We start from the raw sequence: 16,915 nt of genomic DNA, 5'->3' as shown, positions 1-16,915 counted from the left end.
CATGTCGCGGTCACTCTACGGCAAACTCGCCCTTGTGTTGCTCTTCCTGTTTTGTGCGGTTGGGGTTCTATACACTCTCCTAACGGTCTTCACGACGCGCATGTATCAGCAGGAAGTGAATCAGAAGCTGAACCGTGCTCTGGCCAGAAACATTGTTGCTGACCAGTTACTAAGCAGCCAAGGAGAGGTGAGTCCGTACGCTCTGAAAGAACTGTTTCACCTACTTATGGTTATCAATCCGAGCATTGAGATGTACTTGCTTGATGAGAATGGGGGCATAGTCAACTTCTCCGCTCCCACTGAGAAGGTCAAGCGCTCGGCTGTCTCGTTAGAACCAATACATCGTTTTCTCACCGAGGCGGACGCATTTCCTATTCTTGGTGACGATCCCCGTGATGCGACTCGCCAGAAGGTCTTTTCTGTTTCAGCCATACCCTTACACGGACAACCAACAGGATATCTGTACATTGTCCTTGGCGGAGAGGAGTATGACTCCGTCGCCGATATGCTGAATCGGAGCTACATCTTCCGGCTGAGTCTCTGGGCAGCACTTACCGGCTTACTGTTCGCTCTTTTGGGCGGTCTCTTTCTATTCAACATGCTCACCAGAAGGTTAACCAAACTAGCATCGACGATGGAAACGTTCGCAAAGAGCGATTTTTCAGAGGCGCTCGAGCTGCATCCTCAGGATTTCATTCCTGAGCGGAATAGTGATGAAATTGATCGGCTCCGGTCCACATTCAATCGGATGGTAGAACGAATTCTTCAGCAAGTGGCCACTTTGAAGCAGACGGACATCCTTCGGCGTGAGTTGGTGGCCAATGTGTCCCATGATTTGCGTACCCCCCTGGCATCCTTGCATGGGTATCTGGAAACGTTACTGATGAAAGAAGGGACGCTTACACGAGAGGAATACCGGACGTTTCTCGACATTGCCCTCAAGCAAAGCCAACGGCTTAGGGAGCTTGTGGGGGAACTCTTTGAATTGGCTCGCTTAGATTCGCGTGAAGCTCGCATTCAATGCGAACAATTTTCTTTAGCCGAGCTTGTCCAGGATGTGTGTCAAAAGTTTCAACTCACCGTCGCAAATAGGGGGATAGCCCTAAAGAGCAGTTTTACAGATGATCTGCCATTTGTGGAGGCTGATATCGGCCTCATCGAGCGGGCGCTAGAAAACATAATCAATAATGCTACTCGCTATACACCGAGCGGAGGGACCATTGCGATTTCGTTAAGCCACGAATCCGGCTCGGTTATGATACGAATTTCTGATACTGGCTGTGGTATCGCTGATCACGACTTGCCTTATATTTTTGATCGTTTTTATAGGGCGAATCGACAAAATCAGCCTGGAGGAGCTGGGCTCGGGCTGGCCATTACTAAGCGAATCCTAGAGCTACATGGAAGTACAATTCGAGCAGAGAGTATACCTAACATCGGAACCATCATCAGCTTTGAACTGCCCACCGTGCACTTCTAGTCTCTATTGTTCTCGACCGTTACGGGCCGCTCGCCACATCAGGCGTGATAAAAATGTGACAATTTCGTGAGATCGATGTGAAGGGGCAGGGCTATGCTTGACCATGCATTGGGTTGTACCAGCCCTTTTAACCGAAAAGGAGAACGGACTTATGAAGAGAATCAGTCAGATTTCGATGGTTGCGCTTCTATTATGCTTCCTTCCCATGTTGTCTGTAGTGAGTGAGGCGGCCATGGATCACGACAAGCTCTTAAAGGATCCTGGTGTCTACGCAACGTTTGCTGTGTTCAAGATGGGGGAGCACTGGTGGCAGATGGATCATGAAGCGCGTGTCAAGGCGGCCTCCGAAATGAAAAAGGTGTTCGAAAAGCACGCCGATAAGTTAATAGTCGATACGCATTTGCTTCGTGGTCTGTCTGAGAGAGCTGATGTACTTGTCAGGATTCACTCGAAAGAGATGGTTCATAATCAGAACTTCTTGTTAGACCTCATGGGGACCACTATGGGGATGGATATGAAAAATACTGACACCTTCAATGGCATCACCAAAACCCTAAATTATGTCCCTAGCTTCCCAGAAGAACTGAAGGGGGAGTTGAAGACACCGCCACCTCAGGGCAGCCCATACGTTATAGTGGTTCCTATACGCAAGGACGCAGAATGGTGGATTTCTGGACAAGACACCCGAACAGGCCTGATGAAGGAACACACGGATGCGACGGTCGCATACTTGAAGACGGTGAAACGGAAGCTCTATCACTCCAGCGGGTTGGATGATTGGGATTTTATTACCTACTTTGAAACATCCAAGCTGGATGATTTCAACAATCTTGTGACTGGATTGCTCAAGGTCAAGGAGAACCGTCATAATAGGCGTTTCGGTGATCCTCTCCTGTTGGGGACCATTCGACCATTGGATGAAATCCTCGATATTCTCAGTCGCTAGTCTATTTCGCTCGCGCGTTCCAGAACACGGTGACCACCTGGGAACAGGTGGTCACTTCTATGCTGGTACTCACAAATCTTTACTTCTAATACTTAGTTATAGGCTCTATATCCGCCCCACCCTGTCACCACCTGTTGGCTTCTCAGGGGGTGAGAGGGAGGAAATGCAGGGTTATTTTCAAGTGGTGACGGCGATGCGCTAGCTTGGCCGTCCCCTTGGTGAATTAGTGGCCATGCAGAGTTGAGATGAAGACTTTGTCTGCCCAGGATTATCAACTAGACGCGAAATATGCTGACCACGAAGGCCCGCCGGCCGCTCCGGACTGCCGGGGCCGGACGGCCGGGGGGCTCGGGGGCGCAGCCCCCGCTTCACTTGATCTATATGGTCAAAGTAGGACGACCCTTCCTTTGGGTTCTCAGGCGGAAGCCTAACTTTTGGGCGGGAGGATTCAGTTTCAAGGAAGCGCTCGCCGATTGCCTAAAGATTTTGCGCGAGCCTCTGAGGAACCTCGAAATGTCGATCTAATGAGGTTATATTTCGATAATCTTTAATGCAGAGGGGTGCCGGAAAGGCAAAGGCTGAACGAAAAAAGGATCCATGAGAATTAAACTAAAAAAAGGGACGCCTCAGTGGTTCAAGTGGAAACTTAGTTTCTTAGGTGAGCCCGCTCCGATTAATCCGATGGCACTGTTTGCTGGAAACATGTGGAGTTACTTCGATCCTGGATCTCCAAATGAAAGATATGAAAATTTCATACGGAAGGGCCGGCATCCTCTATCGACCTTTTTGGATAGCATGCTTCTGTATGACAAGGTTATTGTCCCAACTCATGACTTCATGTCGGTTGTTATTTTGATAAGTGTTTTTGGAGAAGATGGCGTTGCAGAGCTGATTGAAAATAATGCAGTTAGTTTTGTACGTGTGAAAGGGGCACTTGCGTACATAGGGAACGGGGGTGGCCTTGCATCATACGACATTCTTCACGACCAAACTCGCCCTGTAGATCAATTTGCGGATGATGATTCAACCTTGGAGTGGGCCCTGAATGGGCTCAGTACGAAGCCGAGAAGGGTGAACTTAAGTAGGATGATCCTTGAGAACACCCAAACATTCCCGATGGAGAAGATGGTTTCTCTGATCCGCGAGGAGTCCTACAAGGATATTTTAGATGGCCCATATTTAAGGACTGCTTTTAGCCTCAGGAATACCAGTCTTGATCATTTGTTTGGTGTTGAGCCCAATCAATTTAGGTGTGGGGAAATTCAGACTTTCGAAGAGCGAGATGAAATTGATTCCGTTCTTAGAATCGCCCGCGCCAATCTAGAAATGTTGCTTGCATTACAGACTGGTTGCACGGATACAGCTACTGGAACGCCTGTTGGTCACGTATTGAAGGCGAAACAGCAGCGAGGCAGTGCTAGATCTAGTCCTTTTGAGAGATTTGGATCCCTGAAAGAAATTACAGAAGTTCCCGATATCGCGAGTTATGTAATAGATGCTTCGATTCCAGATAGACCAGCACGCCTGCATGACATTTTGATTAAGCGAGGGACTAGAGATGCTGTTCAATTTAGAGCGTGGTTTCATGAAAAGTGTCGTGACAGTCCTCACGTAATTGCCAAGGAATACGGGAGATTAATGCATGATATTCCATTTGTTTCGACTCACAAAGGCAAGACTTTGCGTCTTTTGGCTACGACAATGGCGGGAGTGTATGACCCCGCTCTGGGCTTGGTAACCTCCATCGCAGACAGCTTTCTTGTAGATCTTGTGCGGAAACGAAACCCGAAGTATTTTATTGAGGATCTACGGCAAATTAATAATTAATTAGTATGTTGGTTTTGACGGGCAGTGTTATTGGGAACTGATTCGCTTCCCACCAATCTACGGCAACGTACAAACCCTGATCCCGGTTTTAGTCCCGGTTCCACTCCCGATTTTGCTCCCGGTTGGGAGTCCTCTTTAGTCGTAAATGGGCACCAATAAAATGTCGTAACACCTTGTTATTTAATGGCCTTACTCTCTGTCTGTCGCTGTTGATCTTCATGGGTCGTAGAGCCCTCGGGCAAGCTGCAAAACTGCGATGCGGCGGTTCGAACCCGCCCGGCGCCTCCAAGCAAAGCTTGCTCGACCCGGATCCCTTACGATTGTTCTTAGCGACGGGATAACTCCTCCAGGGCATTCTGGGTAATTTCTCCTGACTAGGCCTCGCCCCTCGTCATTCCCTTTGCATCCGACTACTCCCGGTTTTACTGCCGGTTCCGTTCGGACTTGTCGCTGCGATCCCGTTCCAACTTATGTACAAGGCGGTGATGCGTCCGATCCCACTCCCAGTGTTGCTCTCGTTTCGATATCCTAGACAGTCGCAGTAGGGTGCAATCGCGAGCGGTAGATCATTGATTGTCTGGCCGACCTCTCTATCCGTCGTTCTTCGCCGTCATCGGTCGTAGAGCCCTAGGCCAAGCTGCAAAACTGCACTATTGGAAAATAAAAACAGGAGAACCTTCGCAATATCACATCGCTCGTAGCCGACACCTGCCGAACATGTAATACGTGCGTCCTTATCAAACAGTCCTTTAGCATTTTACTTATCGCGGCAACCAGCGTTGGTTCATGCTAGTCTGCAGCATAGCAGACGACCTTCTGTCTGAGAGGACTCATGACCCCTGATCCGATTTTTTTCAGAGATCTCGCATATGTCTTTGTCGCTGCGGTCATAGGCGGGGCCTCCGCCTTTCTGCTTCGTCAACCGTTGATTCTGGGATATGTCTTCGGCGGCATTCTGATCAGCCCGTTTACCCCCGGTCCCTCCATTTCGGATGTCCATAGTTTCGAATTGTTCGCCGAGATCGGCGTGATCCTCTTGATGTTCTGCATCGGGATCGAATTTTCCCTGAATGACTTGTTACGAGTCCGGTGGGTCGCCCTGCTGGGAGGGCCACTCGGCATTTTCCTCTCCATTCTCCTCGCTGTCGGTCTGGGCCATGTGGTGGGATGGAGTTGGATTCAAAGCGTGGTGATCGGGTCGGTGGTGTCCGTGGCGAGCACGATGGTTCTGGCGCGCTTGCTGCTGGACAGTGGAGATTTGCGTGCCAAGCATGGCCGGGTGATGATCGGGATCACACTCGTGGAAGACCTGGCGGTGGTGGTGCTCACCGTCCTGCTTCCGGCGCTCGGTGCTCTGGAACCAGGCCGCTTTGCCACGATTGGAAAGGCCTTGTGGCTCGCGGTCCTCATTCTGCTTCCCTTCGCCTATCTCGCGGCGAAGGCCATTCCGCCGTTGTTGACACGCATTGCGAAGGCACAAAATGCCGAACTCTTTCTCCTGGTCGCGTTGTCCCTGGGAATCGGCACGGCAGCCGTCACACAGATGGCAGGGCTGTCCCTGGCGCTTGGCGCGTTTCTGGCCGGATTGATCATCAGCGGTTCAGAATATGGTCACGAAACCTTAGCCCGGCTTCTGTCGCTCCGTGACGCGTTTGTGGCCCTGTTTTTTGTGACGATCGGTGCCCTTATCGATCCGCGCGTGGTGTGGGCCAATCTCCCGTTGCTCGGTCTCATGCTCGGATTGATTATCGTGGGGAAATTCGTCATTTGGACGCTGGTCGTGAGGCTGTTTCGTTATGCTTGGGGCACCGCCCTGCTCGTGGGCGTCGGTCTCACGCAGATTGGCGAATTTTCTTTCGTGTTGGTTCAGGTCGCTAAAACGGCGGGACATGTGAGCGAGGATGTGTATAATGCCACCCTGGCCGCTTCGCTGCTGAGCATTCTCCTTAACGCGCCCCTCGTTCGGTATGCGCCTGGGTGGATCGCTGCATTACATTTTAAAATGGGACGAGTGTCCTTGCCCATTCAAGGCGGGATTTCTGACGAGCAAGCCGGGCATGTGGTGCTGTGTGGGTTCGGTCGCATGGGCAGTGCGGTGGGACTCGCCCTCGATCATTTTGAACTGCCGTATACCGTGATTGAGCGCGACCCGGACATCGTTCGACAGTTGCGCCGACGCGGAATTTCCTGCGTCTACGGGGATGCCTCGCAAACTGAGCTGTTGAAAGCGGCCGGTGCCCAACATGCGGCGTTAGTGATCGTGGCGCTTCCGGTCATTCACGAGACGTCGCTTACCGTTCGACGATTCCGGGGGCTGAACGAAAAAACTCCCCTTCTCGCCCGAGCGCATGGCTTTAGGGAGGCTGAGGACCTGAAGGACGTGGGAGCGACGGAAGTTATCCTGCCTGAGGTCGAGGGGGCACATACCTTGATCCGACACGCCTTCCAGGCCTTGAAGGTCTCGAAGTCGAGCATCCTCGATTATCTTAAGTCCTGCCAAGCGTTTCGATCGTCCGGTGAGGGACCTGATTCAGGGAACGTGGAGGCCGGGAAGGCCGGTGTTGGGCGAAGTACGTGAAAGTCTGAATTAACTGCGGCGTCATCCAATCTCTTACTGCGATGCCGTGGGTCGAACCCGCCCGGCGCTTCCAAACAGAGCTTGCTCGACCCGGAGCCTTTACGATTGTTCTTGGTGCCGGGATAACCTAGTTATCACCTTCTCGTTCATTCTGTTTCTGCCTGCCGGCAGCCCGTGCTGATACCGGCGTTCAGCGGCTCACCTCGGCAATTCGCCGTTCTTGTTCTTTTAGTTTCCGACTTGCGGCAAGGGTGTCCGGATCCAGCAGGCCATGGAGAATCTCCTGTCTCAGTTGCATGAACAGCGGCTCGTGCCTGACGGATGCCGGCTGACCGCCTTGCAGCAGGGTGAGCCAGCGAGTGCTGGAGGCGGCATAGCGGCCGTTTGGCACGGTGGTGCGTAATTCTTGGAATGCGTGGATCGCATCCTCGCGGTTTTCGAATAGCGCGACTAGGCCCCTGAGGTACGTCACCTCTTCACAGCTGGCGTTCTGTTGGCAATTCGCCCGCCGCGCTTCCTGGGTTCGGCTCACCACCTGCAATGCCTCTCGCTCCTTTACGTCGGTCTCAAAAAAGGCGCTACTCGGCAGCGTGACAAACGGCCCCGCGCCGGCACAACCAAAGAAACCGCTGATGAGCAGTACCCAGAGTGAACTGTGCGCAACGTTTCTTCCATTCATACGATACCTCCAGGTAGTAATCGGATCGACAGCCTGTGTACTTGCCATTGGTTCTGCCGGGTGATCGCCGGCTAGCCTGTCCGCGTTCCACTTTGCGCTGCTAGCCCGGCGAGTCCCAACATTCGATGTAAAGGACTTGCAGGCTGAGTCCCGCTTGGCGCGGATGTCTGGCTCAGATTGCCCGGTGGTCTCTAAGGAAAGACTCGATGCAACGGTGGCTGAATTCGAGGGGATGACAATAGGACAGTTGCGGCACCTGAGTAGAACCTATCTCAAAATCGTTTGAGGAGCATCGTGATGCAGGCGAGTTGCACAAATCCGAGAAAATTGGCCGCGTAGTACTCCCAGCGAATGAGGAGTCGGCGTTTCCACTGGAGCCAGGCAAAGAACCGTTCCACGAGCCAGCGGCGTTGGTACCGGCGTAGGTGCCGCCCATCCTGGGTCTTGAGTTTGCGAGTGGAGCGATGCGGGGCGATCAGGTTCACACCGTCGTGGCGGAGGGCGGCATCGAGGCCATCGCTGTCATACGCCCGATCTCCGATGAGATGCTCGGGCTTGGCCTCGAGCATGTAGAAGTCGAAACTGAGTTGCACCAGGGTGACTTCATGATGATTCGCCGCATGCGTGCTCACGGAAAGGGGCAGTCCGTGCCGATCCACAAGTGCCAGGATTTTCACACCCTTGCCGCGTTTCGTGAGCCCGATGGCCTCGCCGCCGCCCTTGGCCGCCGCAAATGTGGCATCGATGAAACTTTCGCGTTCATCCAGGGCTCCTTCGTCACGCAACGTATTCGCCAGCTGGGTGAGGACCTCTCGCAAGACCTCCCGTTGGCACCACTGTTGGAACCGGCGATGCACCGTCTTGTAGTTGGGATAGCACTGCGGGAGCAGGTGCCATTGCGCCCCGGTGTTCAGAATCCAGAGCACCGCGTCCAGGACGGCCCGGGTGGGGATCGGTTTGCGGCCGGGGCGAGTGTCCGGGATGTGTTCTTCAGGAAACTGGTCCCGAATTCGCTCCCATTGATCGTCGCGCAACTGCAGCATGGTGCACGTATACGGACGTCTGTTCACCCTGTCAATGATTTTGAGATAGGTTCTAGCCCGGGATTTTGTGTGGACGCGTCAACACGGGGAGCCGCCTTTCGAGCGTTGTCGGCGGTGGCAGGCCGCAGGCAGTGGGGGCAGAGTGTGGGGGATAGCCAGCTGTGACCTTACGCCTTCTAGCCGGCAATAGCAAAGATCGGCTGTGACCCAGAGTCTGCCACTGTGCGCGTGGTGCTGTGGGAGGGCACGTTGGACTTAGGCTGTTAGGTGGAGGTCCATGCCCGAGCCGGAGATTGGAGGAGTCGTTTTACCGGGCAAGTCACTAGGGCTATCGTCCGAAATGGAAGGCAACGCCGAACATGAAGAGGTTGGCGCGGTAGTCAGCCGTGATGTTGCTGCGACTGAAGCTGAAATGGGCGAAATTGTACTTGTATTCAATGAAGGGCGCGATCTTCGGTGTCACGAAATATTTGATGCCGGCTAGCACGTTAAAGCTCGGGGCGAACGACGCTTCCGGCCTGAAGTTTCCATCCGAAAGATTCCCCATGTTGAGGCCGATGCCGAGACCTGCATAGGGCTCAACTTTGTATTGATAGCCGGTGACGCGGACGAGTGCGTTAAACGCGAGCGAATGCACCAAGAGGTCAGCGCCGACGACTTTTTGCGACAGGAAGCGATTGGTGGAGGCGGGGATGTTTTGCTGTTTAACGTCGGGCGCCGATCGATACATGTCGACTTCGAGGCCGAACCAATTGAAGCCGCGATCGTCGAAATAGTGGCCGAATTTCGCGCCATAAGCCAGATTGTTCGCGAGATCGATTTTGCCGACGTCCGTGGTATCGAGGGTGGCGATATTCGGCCCAATGGCGAATGCAGCATAGTTTTCGGCATGACCAAGCGAGGGGAGGCAAAGCACCACGATTCCTAACAAAACCGCTAACTTCCTACGAAACATACACCCTCCACCATGAACGAAACGTCTGCCTGCCGCCTGTCGCTGGTGCTACTCTAACGGGCTTGATGCGGGGTGGCAAGAGAGAAGTGTGTCTCAAGGCTGGCTGCAGGACGACTCGCTTCGATGCAGTAACGTCGGTCGCAAGCAGAACCCGCGCCATGGCGATTGATCCCAGGACCAGTTGAGTAACGCATACTCGGTATGGGTCATGCGATTGTCGATCACGCGCCCGAACCCGCCGACCCGCAAGGAGAACCCGGCCGGCAGCAAAAAATCGCGCAAGAGGCCGAACTCCGTGAAGTTTCCGGCGTAGTAGGCCGGGTCGCCCTGTTCATTCACGAAATGCTCGCCTCGCCAAATCGTGACGTACGGCCGCCAGCCGTCCAGATCCACACCTGCCGTCAGTTGGTAGCCCCGGCCGCGAACGATCGGCGCTCCGCTCTGGGTCGGCTCGTTTTGGCTGGTGAGATACAGCGCCATCACGTCGATTTCACGAAACCACGACAGGGCGGACGAGTAGCGATTGGGCTGGAACGTGAATTGCGGTCCGACGGCCGTCAGGAAATTGTTCGAGGCCGGCCGGTCCCTCGGCAGGCCGGCTCCGAAAAACGTGCGTGATTCCGAGTACTGGGCCCCGCCGCTGTGTGTCCAGTAGACTTGGCCGTTTAAGGAAAAGAATCCGGCGCTCGCGCGCCCTGCGTATCCCACGTCGAATCGCTCCGCCTTTTGAAACGTCTCGATCTGGTTCCAGTTGATGAATAGATCCTGCTGGTAATGTTCCCGGTTCACCAGGAGCTGGAACCCTTGTTCGAGAGGGCGTGAAAACAGGGAGGCATCGTTGAACAGGGCATCCACAAAGGGGTGGTTGCGCTTGATCGTGCCGGCAATCAGCGACACCGCCGGCCAGAGTTCATACTCCGCCGACAGGATCGGCTGTACCGTGTGGAATCGCTGCGTATCCCCGACGGGTAACCCCGCAAAGACGCCGATATCCAGATTCAACCTGGACGAAGGGCTGTATCTGAGCACAGGCGCAAGGTATTGACCGGCGAGCGTACTGTTCGCGACCGGTCGCCCTCCGATTTCCAGGAGGCCGGAATAGCCGATGTTATACACATAGGTCAGGGTGTCGAGTTTGGCCGTAAACCGAGGCGTGGGATCTGAAGGCTCGGTGGCGGCCGGGTTGCTCTGCGTGGGGAACAGGTCTCTCATGAACCGACCATTTGCGGTATCCCAGTTCCAATTGAAGACGAGATATTGCTGGTTCACCCATTTGGTCCCTTGCGGGATAAATTCATTGACCGCATTGCGCAGGCGCCTCGCTTGCACCCCGAACTCGATGGAGGCATTCTCCCCGAGCGCATACACTTTGGAGAGCCCCACTTCCATGAAATTTCCTGCGACGAATTCAGGGTCACCCTGTTGTCCGAGGAAGTTCACGCCGCGCCAGAATCCTATGCGCGGCCGCCAGCCTGCGATATCCAGCCAGGCTTGAACGTCGTAGCCGCGTCCCTGATCATAGGGGGTGGCGCGAGCCGCTTGATTAAAGCTGTTGAGATACGTCAGCCGGATGCCGAGTTCATTCCACCATCGGAGGGAACTGAAGTACCGTGCCGGTTTGAAAACGAGTTCGGGGCCGAACGCGGTCACCAGATTGTTGCCGGTATTGAAGGAGCGATCGAGTTTGAGAAGGGCTTGGCCGTGATGGACCCAGTGAGCCTGCCCATTGAAGCGAAAGAGGCCGGCTCGAAGTTGTCCCGCATAACCCACATCGTATCGATTGGTGGCGGAGCCGCGGAAGGCCTGCTCCCAGTTGATAAACAGGTCTTGTCGGTAATACTCTGAGTTCACCGTCACTTGCGCACCCTGTTCGATCGGTCGCACAAACCGGTTGGCGTTGTCGAAGACCGCGTCGTGAAAGTCCCGGTGCGGGACCGAAAGGGTGCCGAGCAGCGCCTTGATTTCTTCAGTGGGGCGATATTGAAGGCGGACGATCGGCCGGACTTGCGACACTTCCGTGTCATGGCCGTACGGCATATTGGCGAACACTCCAAGGTCCAAGTCTACGGAGGACAGCAGGCGTTTCCGCACATACACGTTCAGCAGATTGCCCATCAGGGTCGTATCCCGGCCCAGACCATTCGTGAACGTGTTGTCCTCGAGCCCTTGTTTTTCAAGGTTCAGGAGGAAGGTTGTGGTTTCGACATGCAGGTCAAGCGTGTGTGGGGCGGAGGCGGAATCCCCTGTGCTGTCCCCTGAGGCTGGGAGTGTGTCAAACAGCGCCAGGAGCGTCCAAACGACGATCAGTGGAAGCGCGCGCCATGTGAGGGAGGTGGGCTGAAACACAATGGGAGCGGATCATAAGTGGGAGCGGTGTGAAACGTCAACGTTCGGGAACCCTGCAGGGAAGGTTCTCATTGAATGCCGCCAGGCAGGGAGCGCGTGAGTCCAGGCGTGTCGAAGACCGGGCTGGCAGAGGGAATAGGGTCATGAGCCGAATTGCAGTGATCGGAGCGGGCTACTGGGGCAAGAACTTGATCCGGAATTTCGCCGAACTTCAGGCGCTCGGGGCTATTTGCGATACCGACGAGAGGGTGCTTCCATATTTCACGCAGCACTATCCGGAATGTGTCACAACAGTCTCACCATCCGATGTGCTCGGGGACCGCACAATCGATGCGGTGGCCATCGCAACTCCCGCAGAAACCCACGGCCGGTTGGTCAGGGATGCGCTTCTGGCGGGGAAGGATGTATTCGTCGAGAAACCCCTGTGCCTCACCCTTGAAGGCGGCCGAGAATTGGTCGCGCTCGCAGCGGCCCAGGGGCGGGTACTGATGGTGGGGCATTTGCTCTGGTATCACCCCGCGGTGCTCACGCTGAGGCAGCTGATTGCCCAAGGGGAACTGGGGCGCATCCAATACATCTACTCCAATAGATTGAACCTGGGACGGGTTCGAAAAGAAGAAAATATCCTCTGGTCGTTTGCGCCTCACGATCTGTCGGTGATTCTTGGGCTCCTCAACGAGATGCCGGAGACGGTCCATGCTCAGGGCGGCAACTACTTGCAGCCACGGATTGCCGATGTCACCGTCAGCCTGCTGTCCTTTCCCAGTGGAGTAAAAGCGCACGTCTTTGTCTCCTGGCTGCACCCGTACAAAGAACAGAAGTTGATCGTGGTGGGCAATCAAAAGATGGCTGTCTTCGACGATATGGAGCCTGAACATAAGTTGCTGCTCTATCCCCACTCCATCGGATGGAAAGATCAACTCCCTGTGCCCACAAAAATGGACGCTGAGGTTGTGCCCGTGACTCACGAGGAACCGTTGCGGGCCGAATGTGCGCATTTCCTCGACTGCGTGAAGACACGGAGCACGCCCAGAACTGATGGGAGTGAAGCCCTGCGGGTATTGCAGGTGTTACAGCTGTGCCAGAAATCGCTCGAAACCGGGCAGGTGATGCGACGCACGCCTGAGACCGGTTCGCCCAGGCGTCCCTATATGGCGCATGAATCAGCGTTCATCGATGAGGGGGCTGAGATCGGTGCGGGAACGCAAATCTGGCATGTGTCGCATGTGATGCGTGGGGCGAAAATCGGGAAGAATTGTCGTATCGGTCAAAATGTCGTGATCGGCCCGAACACGACCATCGGAGATGGAGTCAAGATCCAGAACAACGTGTCGGTGTATGAAGGGGTGACCCTGGAAGACGCGGTGTTTTGCGGGCCATCAGTAGTGTTTACAAATGTGCTCAATCCGCGCAGTGAAGTACCTCGCATGAACGAGATCAAGCCGACGCTGATTCGGAGTGGCGCGAGTTTGGGTGCGAATTGCACGGTGGTGTGCGGAGTGACCGTCGGCCGGTATGCGTTCGTCGGTGCCGGTGCCGTGGTTACGAGCGACGTTGACGCGCATGCACTGGTCGTTGGAAATCCTGCCCGCCGCACGGGCTGGATGTGTCAATGTGGCGTGCAACTCAAGGACGCCCGAGGGCAGCTCACATGTCATGTCTGTCAACGGCGCTATCGCAAAGGTCGTGATGGGCTGGCGGAAGAATGGTAAGCTCGCGGCAACTCGGTGTCGCTCCTCACGCGGCTCATGATCGCGGCGAGGGACCGGCCAAGAGCGGTCTACACGTCGGCACAACCCTGTCCGCCGTCATTGTGCTGCAAATCATGAGCGCCTTCGGCATCCAATGGTATACCGTCGCGCATCTGGGCGTCGGTGCCCAAGCCGATGCACTCTATGCCGGGGGCACGTTGCCGCAGATTGCGACCGCGTTCCTCATGGAGCCGCTCGGATTCGTCTTAATCCCGTTCCTCTCGTCGAAGACGGAGGCCGATCGGGACCGGGCCGGTTGGCCGCTGCTGTGCGCCATCGCGGCGGTCTCGTCGATAGTCGCCCTCCTGTTATTTCTGGTCGCGCCGATCGCCGTCCCGCTTCTTGCGCCCGGGCTGGCTGCATCCACTGCTGCGCTCACGGTAGAGTTGGCTCAGATTCAGGCGGTGGGCGTGATAGGGGCCGGTTGTGGAATCGTGCTGATGAGTCTCTCCCAGGCGAAGGGTCGTTTTGTCTGGCCGGCCTTGACGGTCCTGCTCTGCACATGTGGAGGATGGGGGCTGCTCGTGGTCGGGCTGGATCGATGGGGAGTGCAGCTGGCTGCCTGGGTACAAGTCGCGATCGTTACCGGCCCTGTGTTGCTGCAATTGCCGGTGCTTGCCGGGGTGGCACAGGGTCCTCTCGCCGATATTCCGTTGCTCTCGAAGGATGTGTGGAGGCGGATGCGGCCGCTTGTCGCCGGTGCTTCGTACCACCGCACAGGGTTTGTCGTCGATCGGTTTTTTGCCTCGCTTCTCGCCCCTGGAAGCATCGCCGTTTTGGACCTGGTGCTGCGGGTTCATTCGGCAATAGGAAGAGTGCTCAATCATGGTGTGGTCGCTCCGATCGTTCCCCGGTTGGCTCGACTGGCGAGCGAAAAATCCTGGTATTCGTTCAATGCGTTATGGAGCGAACGCGTGTGGTGGATGGGATGGTTGAGTGGAGGGGTGGTGCTTGTGCTTTTCCTCGGGGCGTTCGCCGTGCACCGCTTGGATCTGTTGGATCAGTTGAGCCGCGACGGCACATTGCAGGCCGGTGATCTGACAAGGATGTGGGTCATCCTGATGAGTTGTTCCGGGGTTGTGCTGGCGGGCGGCATCAATCACATATTGGTGAACGCCTTTTATACCCAGGGCGACATGACGACTCCCGCGAAGATTGAGGCGCTGACCTACACGGTGGGATTGATTCTGAAAGGGGTCGGGGCCTGGCTTGCCGGTCTGGTTGGAGTCGCGACCGCGATCAGTGTCTACTATCTATTGAATAGCGTCATGCTCGGAGCTGTGTTGAGGAGACGTGCTGTGGCACAGCTTCAGGAACAGCCTGCGATCCAGGGCAACCCCCTCATGCCCGGAGAACTCCGTTAGGTCACTATGTGTGGAATCTGTGGTGTTGTCAGGCCAGCAGTCGATCACGCCCTTTCGGAAACGATCGACCGAATGGCTCGCGCCCTGCACCACCGGGGGCCGGATGGGTCAGGAAAGTGGGTTGATTCAACGGGAACAGTTGGGCTGGGACATGCGCGCCTGGCAGTGATCGATCCGGCCGGAGGACAGCAACCCATGGGTTCGGCCGACGAGCGCTACGTCATGGTCTATAACGGTGAAATTTATAATTTCCACAGTCTCCGGGAGGAGCTTGAACAGGTTGGAAAAAGGTTTCGCACGCAGTCCGATACGGAAGTGCTCCTCGAAGCGTACGGCTATTGGGGGGCCACCTGCCTGTCGAAGTTCCACGGCATGTTTGCGCTGGCGGTGTATGACACGATGGAGAACGAGCTGTTTCTTGCAAGAGACCGAACCGGAATCAAGCCCTTGTACTATGCCACGCTCGACGGGGCATTCTGCTTTGCATCGGAGATCAAAGCGCTCCAAGAGCTGAGCGCTCGGTCGCTTACGTTGAATTATGCCTCCCTCGTCGATTTTCTCCTGCTCAGCTATACCGTTCCGCCGCGCACGTTCTTCTCGGAAATCCATGAAGTCGAGCCCGGGTCGTGGTTGCGTGTCACGAGGCGGGGGATTGAGCGTGGGACATACTGGACGTGGAAGCGGGAGCCGGCCGATTGGAGCGAACCGGTTTCTCTTGAAGCCGGCCGCCGCGCCATTTTGGAAAGCCTGAGCGAACAGCTCGTCGCAGACGTGCCGATCGGGGCGTTTTTAAGCGGAGGAATTGATTCGTCCCTTCTGCTCGCGATGCTCGTCAACGATCTCGGGCGAAAGGTTCCATCGTTCACGGTTGCGTTCGGTGAGACCTCCTATGACGAATCCCCCTATGCGGCCATGGTGGCTCGACATTTGCGAACAGATCATCATGAGATCCGTGTGCCGGTCGGACAGGGAAGTCTTGCGTTGATCGACGAGGTGCTTTCGCAATTCGATCAACCATTCGGGGACTCATCCGCCGTTCCCTCCTACTTGATGTGTCGAGCCGTCAGACCGTTTGTCAAAGTGGTGATAGGAGGAGACGGTGGTGATGAGATGTTCGGGGGGTATCCCCGCTATGGTTACGCGGATTTCGCCAGGACATTGGGCCGGGCGCCGACCTGGACTCTGCGGGCAATGCTCCTCTTATCTCACGCGGTTTCGCGGGTCTCGCCCTCTGAGCGGGTGCGACAAGTTCAGAGATTGTTACGGGCTGCGGATGCGTCCGGCAATGAGCGACTTCTGGCCTTGTCCTGTTATCTGTTCCCCGAAGAATTACAGGGCATGCTGACTCCTTCCGCAAGGCAGAAGACCGCTGATTATGTTCCTATGCTCATGGGAGCCGGCGACCGCTCAAGGGGAATCGGTGGCGCGGATTTCATCGATGCCACGATGAACACGGCCTTGCCAGGCGACTATTTGAGAAAAGTCGACATGATGAGCAGTGCCCATGGCCTGGAAGTTCGCATTCCATTCCTTGGAGAATCGGTGTTGGCCTGTTCGGCTCGGATCCCGGAGCGCTGGAAGTATTCGGTCGGGGAGAACAAGCGACTCCTCCGGAAACTTGCCGAACGCTATTTGCCGCCGGCGATCTGTCGCAGGCCCAAAGCGGGGTTCGGCTTTCCGTTCGATGCCTGGCTGGGGGACCAGGGCCGTCGCGAGCTCCATCATCAACTGTGTTCACCGACGGCACGCGTCAGAGATATTGTGTCTGCCGGTTACCTAGAGCGATTGCTCCGGTGCTTTGTCGAGCAACGGTGGGACGACCTTCGGATCAGCAGATACAACTTGTATCAACGGGTCTATTGCCTCTGGGCCCTGGAGCGATGGCTGCAACGGTGGAGCCCGAATCTGTGAGTGACGTTCATTGGCAGTCAGTCTCGACGGAACAG

11 protein-coding genes and 1 tRNA gene are annotated in these 16,915 nt (G+C 55.6%); 8 read left to right on the top strand and 4 right to left on the bottom strand.

Annotation, left to right across the window (positions count from 1 at the left end; translation table 11 throughout):
- Position 1 precedes the first annotated feature (1 nt).
- From NSND_RS09580 to NSND_RS09560, 5 genes are all read left to right on the top strand, one after another.
- Complete coding sequence (locus NSND_RS09580; RefSeq protein WP_080878797.1) at positions 2 to 1,480, top strand: sensor histidine kinase; 1,479 nt, start codon at positions 2 to 4, stop codon at positions 1,478 to 1,480.
- A gap of 151 nt (positions 1,481 to 1,631) precedes the next feature.
- Positions 1,632 to 2,426, top strand: coding sequence for a chlorite dismutase family protein (locus tag NSND_RS09575; protein WP_159450723.1), 795 nt, complete (start codon positions 1,632 to 1,634; stop codon positions 2,424 to 2,426).
- A 597-nt stretch (positions 2,427 to 3,023) separates the two neighbouring features.
- Complete coding sequence (locus NSND_RS09565; protein WP_080878794.1) at positions 3,024 to 4,253, top strand: hypothetical protein; 1,230 nt, start codon at positions 3,024 to 3,026, stop codon at positions 4,251 to 4,253.
- A gap of 202 nt (positions 4,254 to 4,455) precedes the next feature.
- Positions 4,456 to 4,541: transfer RNA gene (locus NSND_RS21255), tRNA-OTHER, on the top strand.
- 544 nt (positions 4,542 to 5,085) lie between these two features.
- Positions 5,086 to 6,831, top strand: a complete 1,746-nt coding sequence (locus NSND_RS09560) for a cation:proton antiporter (protein WP_080878793.1) — start codon at positions 5,086 to 5,088, stop codon at positions 6,829 to 6,831.
- A 190-nt stretch (positions 6,832 to 7,021) separates the two neighbouring features.
- Here the strand turns inward: NSND_RS09560 and NSND_RS09555 are convergent, their stop codons facing one another.
- From NSND_RS09555 to NSND_RS09540, 4 genes are all read right to left on the bottom strand, one after another.
- The gene (locus NSND_RS09555; RefSeq protein WP_080878792.1) at positions 7,022 to 7,510 is read right to left on the bottom strand and encodes a hypothetical protein; all 489 of its coding nucleotides are present in this window, start codon (positions 7,508 to 7,510) and stop codon (positions 7,022 to 7,024) included.
- A 272-nt stretch (positions 7,511 to 7,782) separates the two neighbouring features.
- Positions 7,783 to 8,553, bottom strand: a complete 771-nt coding sequence (locus tag NSND_RS09550; protein ID WP_080878791.1) for an IS5 family transposase — start codon at positions 8,551 to 8,553, stop codon at positions 7,783 to 7,785.
- 328 nt (positions 8,554 to 8,881) lie between these two features.
- Positions 8,882 to 9,508, bottom strand: a complete 627-nt coding sequence (locus NSND_RS09545) for an outer membrane protein (RefSeq protein WP_080878790.1) — start codon at positions 9,506 to 9,508, stop codon at positions 8,882 to 8,884.
- Positions 9,509 to 9,601: 93 nt separating this feature from the next.
- A complete protein-coding gene (locus NSND_RS09540; RefSeq protein WP_080878789.1) occupies positions 9,602 to 11,854 on the bottom strand; it encodes a hypothetical protein in 2,253 nt (750 codons plus the stop codon).
- Positions 11,855 to 11,997: 143 nt separating this feature from the next.
- Between NSND_RS09540 and NSND_RS21905 the strand changes: the two genes are divergently transcribed.
- The 3 genes from NSND_RS21905 to asnB are packed head-to-tail and all read left to right on the top strand — an operon-like array spanning position 11,998 to position 16,880.
- Positions 11,998 to 13,566: a Gfo/Idh/MocA family oxidoreductase gene (locus NSND_RS21905; protein ID WP_080878788.1), complete on the top strand. Its 1,569-nt coding sequence runs from the start codon at positions 11,998 to 12,000 to the stop codon at positions 13,564 to 13,566.
- On the top strand, positions 13,560 to 14,969 hold the full coding sequence (locus tag NSND_RS09530) for a lipid II flippase MurJ (protein ID WP_080878787.1): 1,410 nt from the start codon (positions 13,560 to 13,562) through the stop codon (positions 14,967 to 14,969). The genes NSND_RS21905 and NSND_RS09530 overlap by 7 nt, the downstream gene beginning before the upstream one ends.
- Positions 14,970 to 14,975: 6 nt before the next feature.
- Positions 14,976 to 16,880, top strand: coding sequence for an asparagine synthase (glutamine-hydrolyzing) (asnB, locus tag NSND_RS09525; RefSeq protein WP_080878786.1), 1,905 nt, complete (start codon positions 14,976 to 14,978; stop codon positions 16,878 to 16,880).
- The last annotated feature ends 35 nt before the right edge of the window (positions 16,881 to 16,915 follow it).

This window comes from Nitrospira sp. ND1 (assembly GCF_900170025.1).
GTDB lineage: Bacteria > Nitrospirota > Nitrospiria > Nitrospirales > Nitrospiraceae > Nitrospira_A.
Note: the sequence above shows the minus strand (reverse complement) of the source record. Positions and strands in the feature narration are given on the sequence as shown.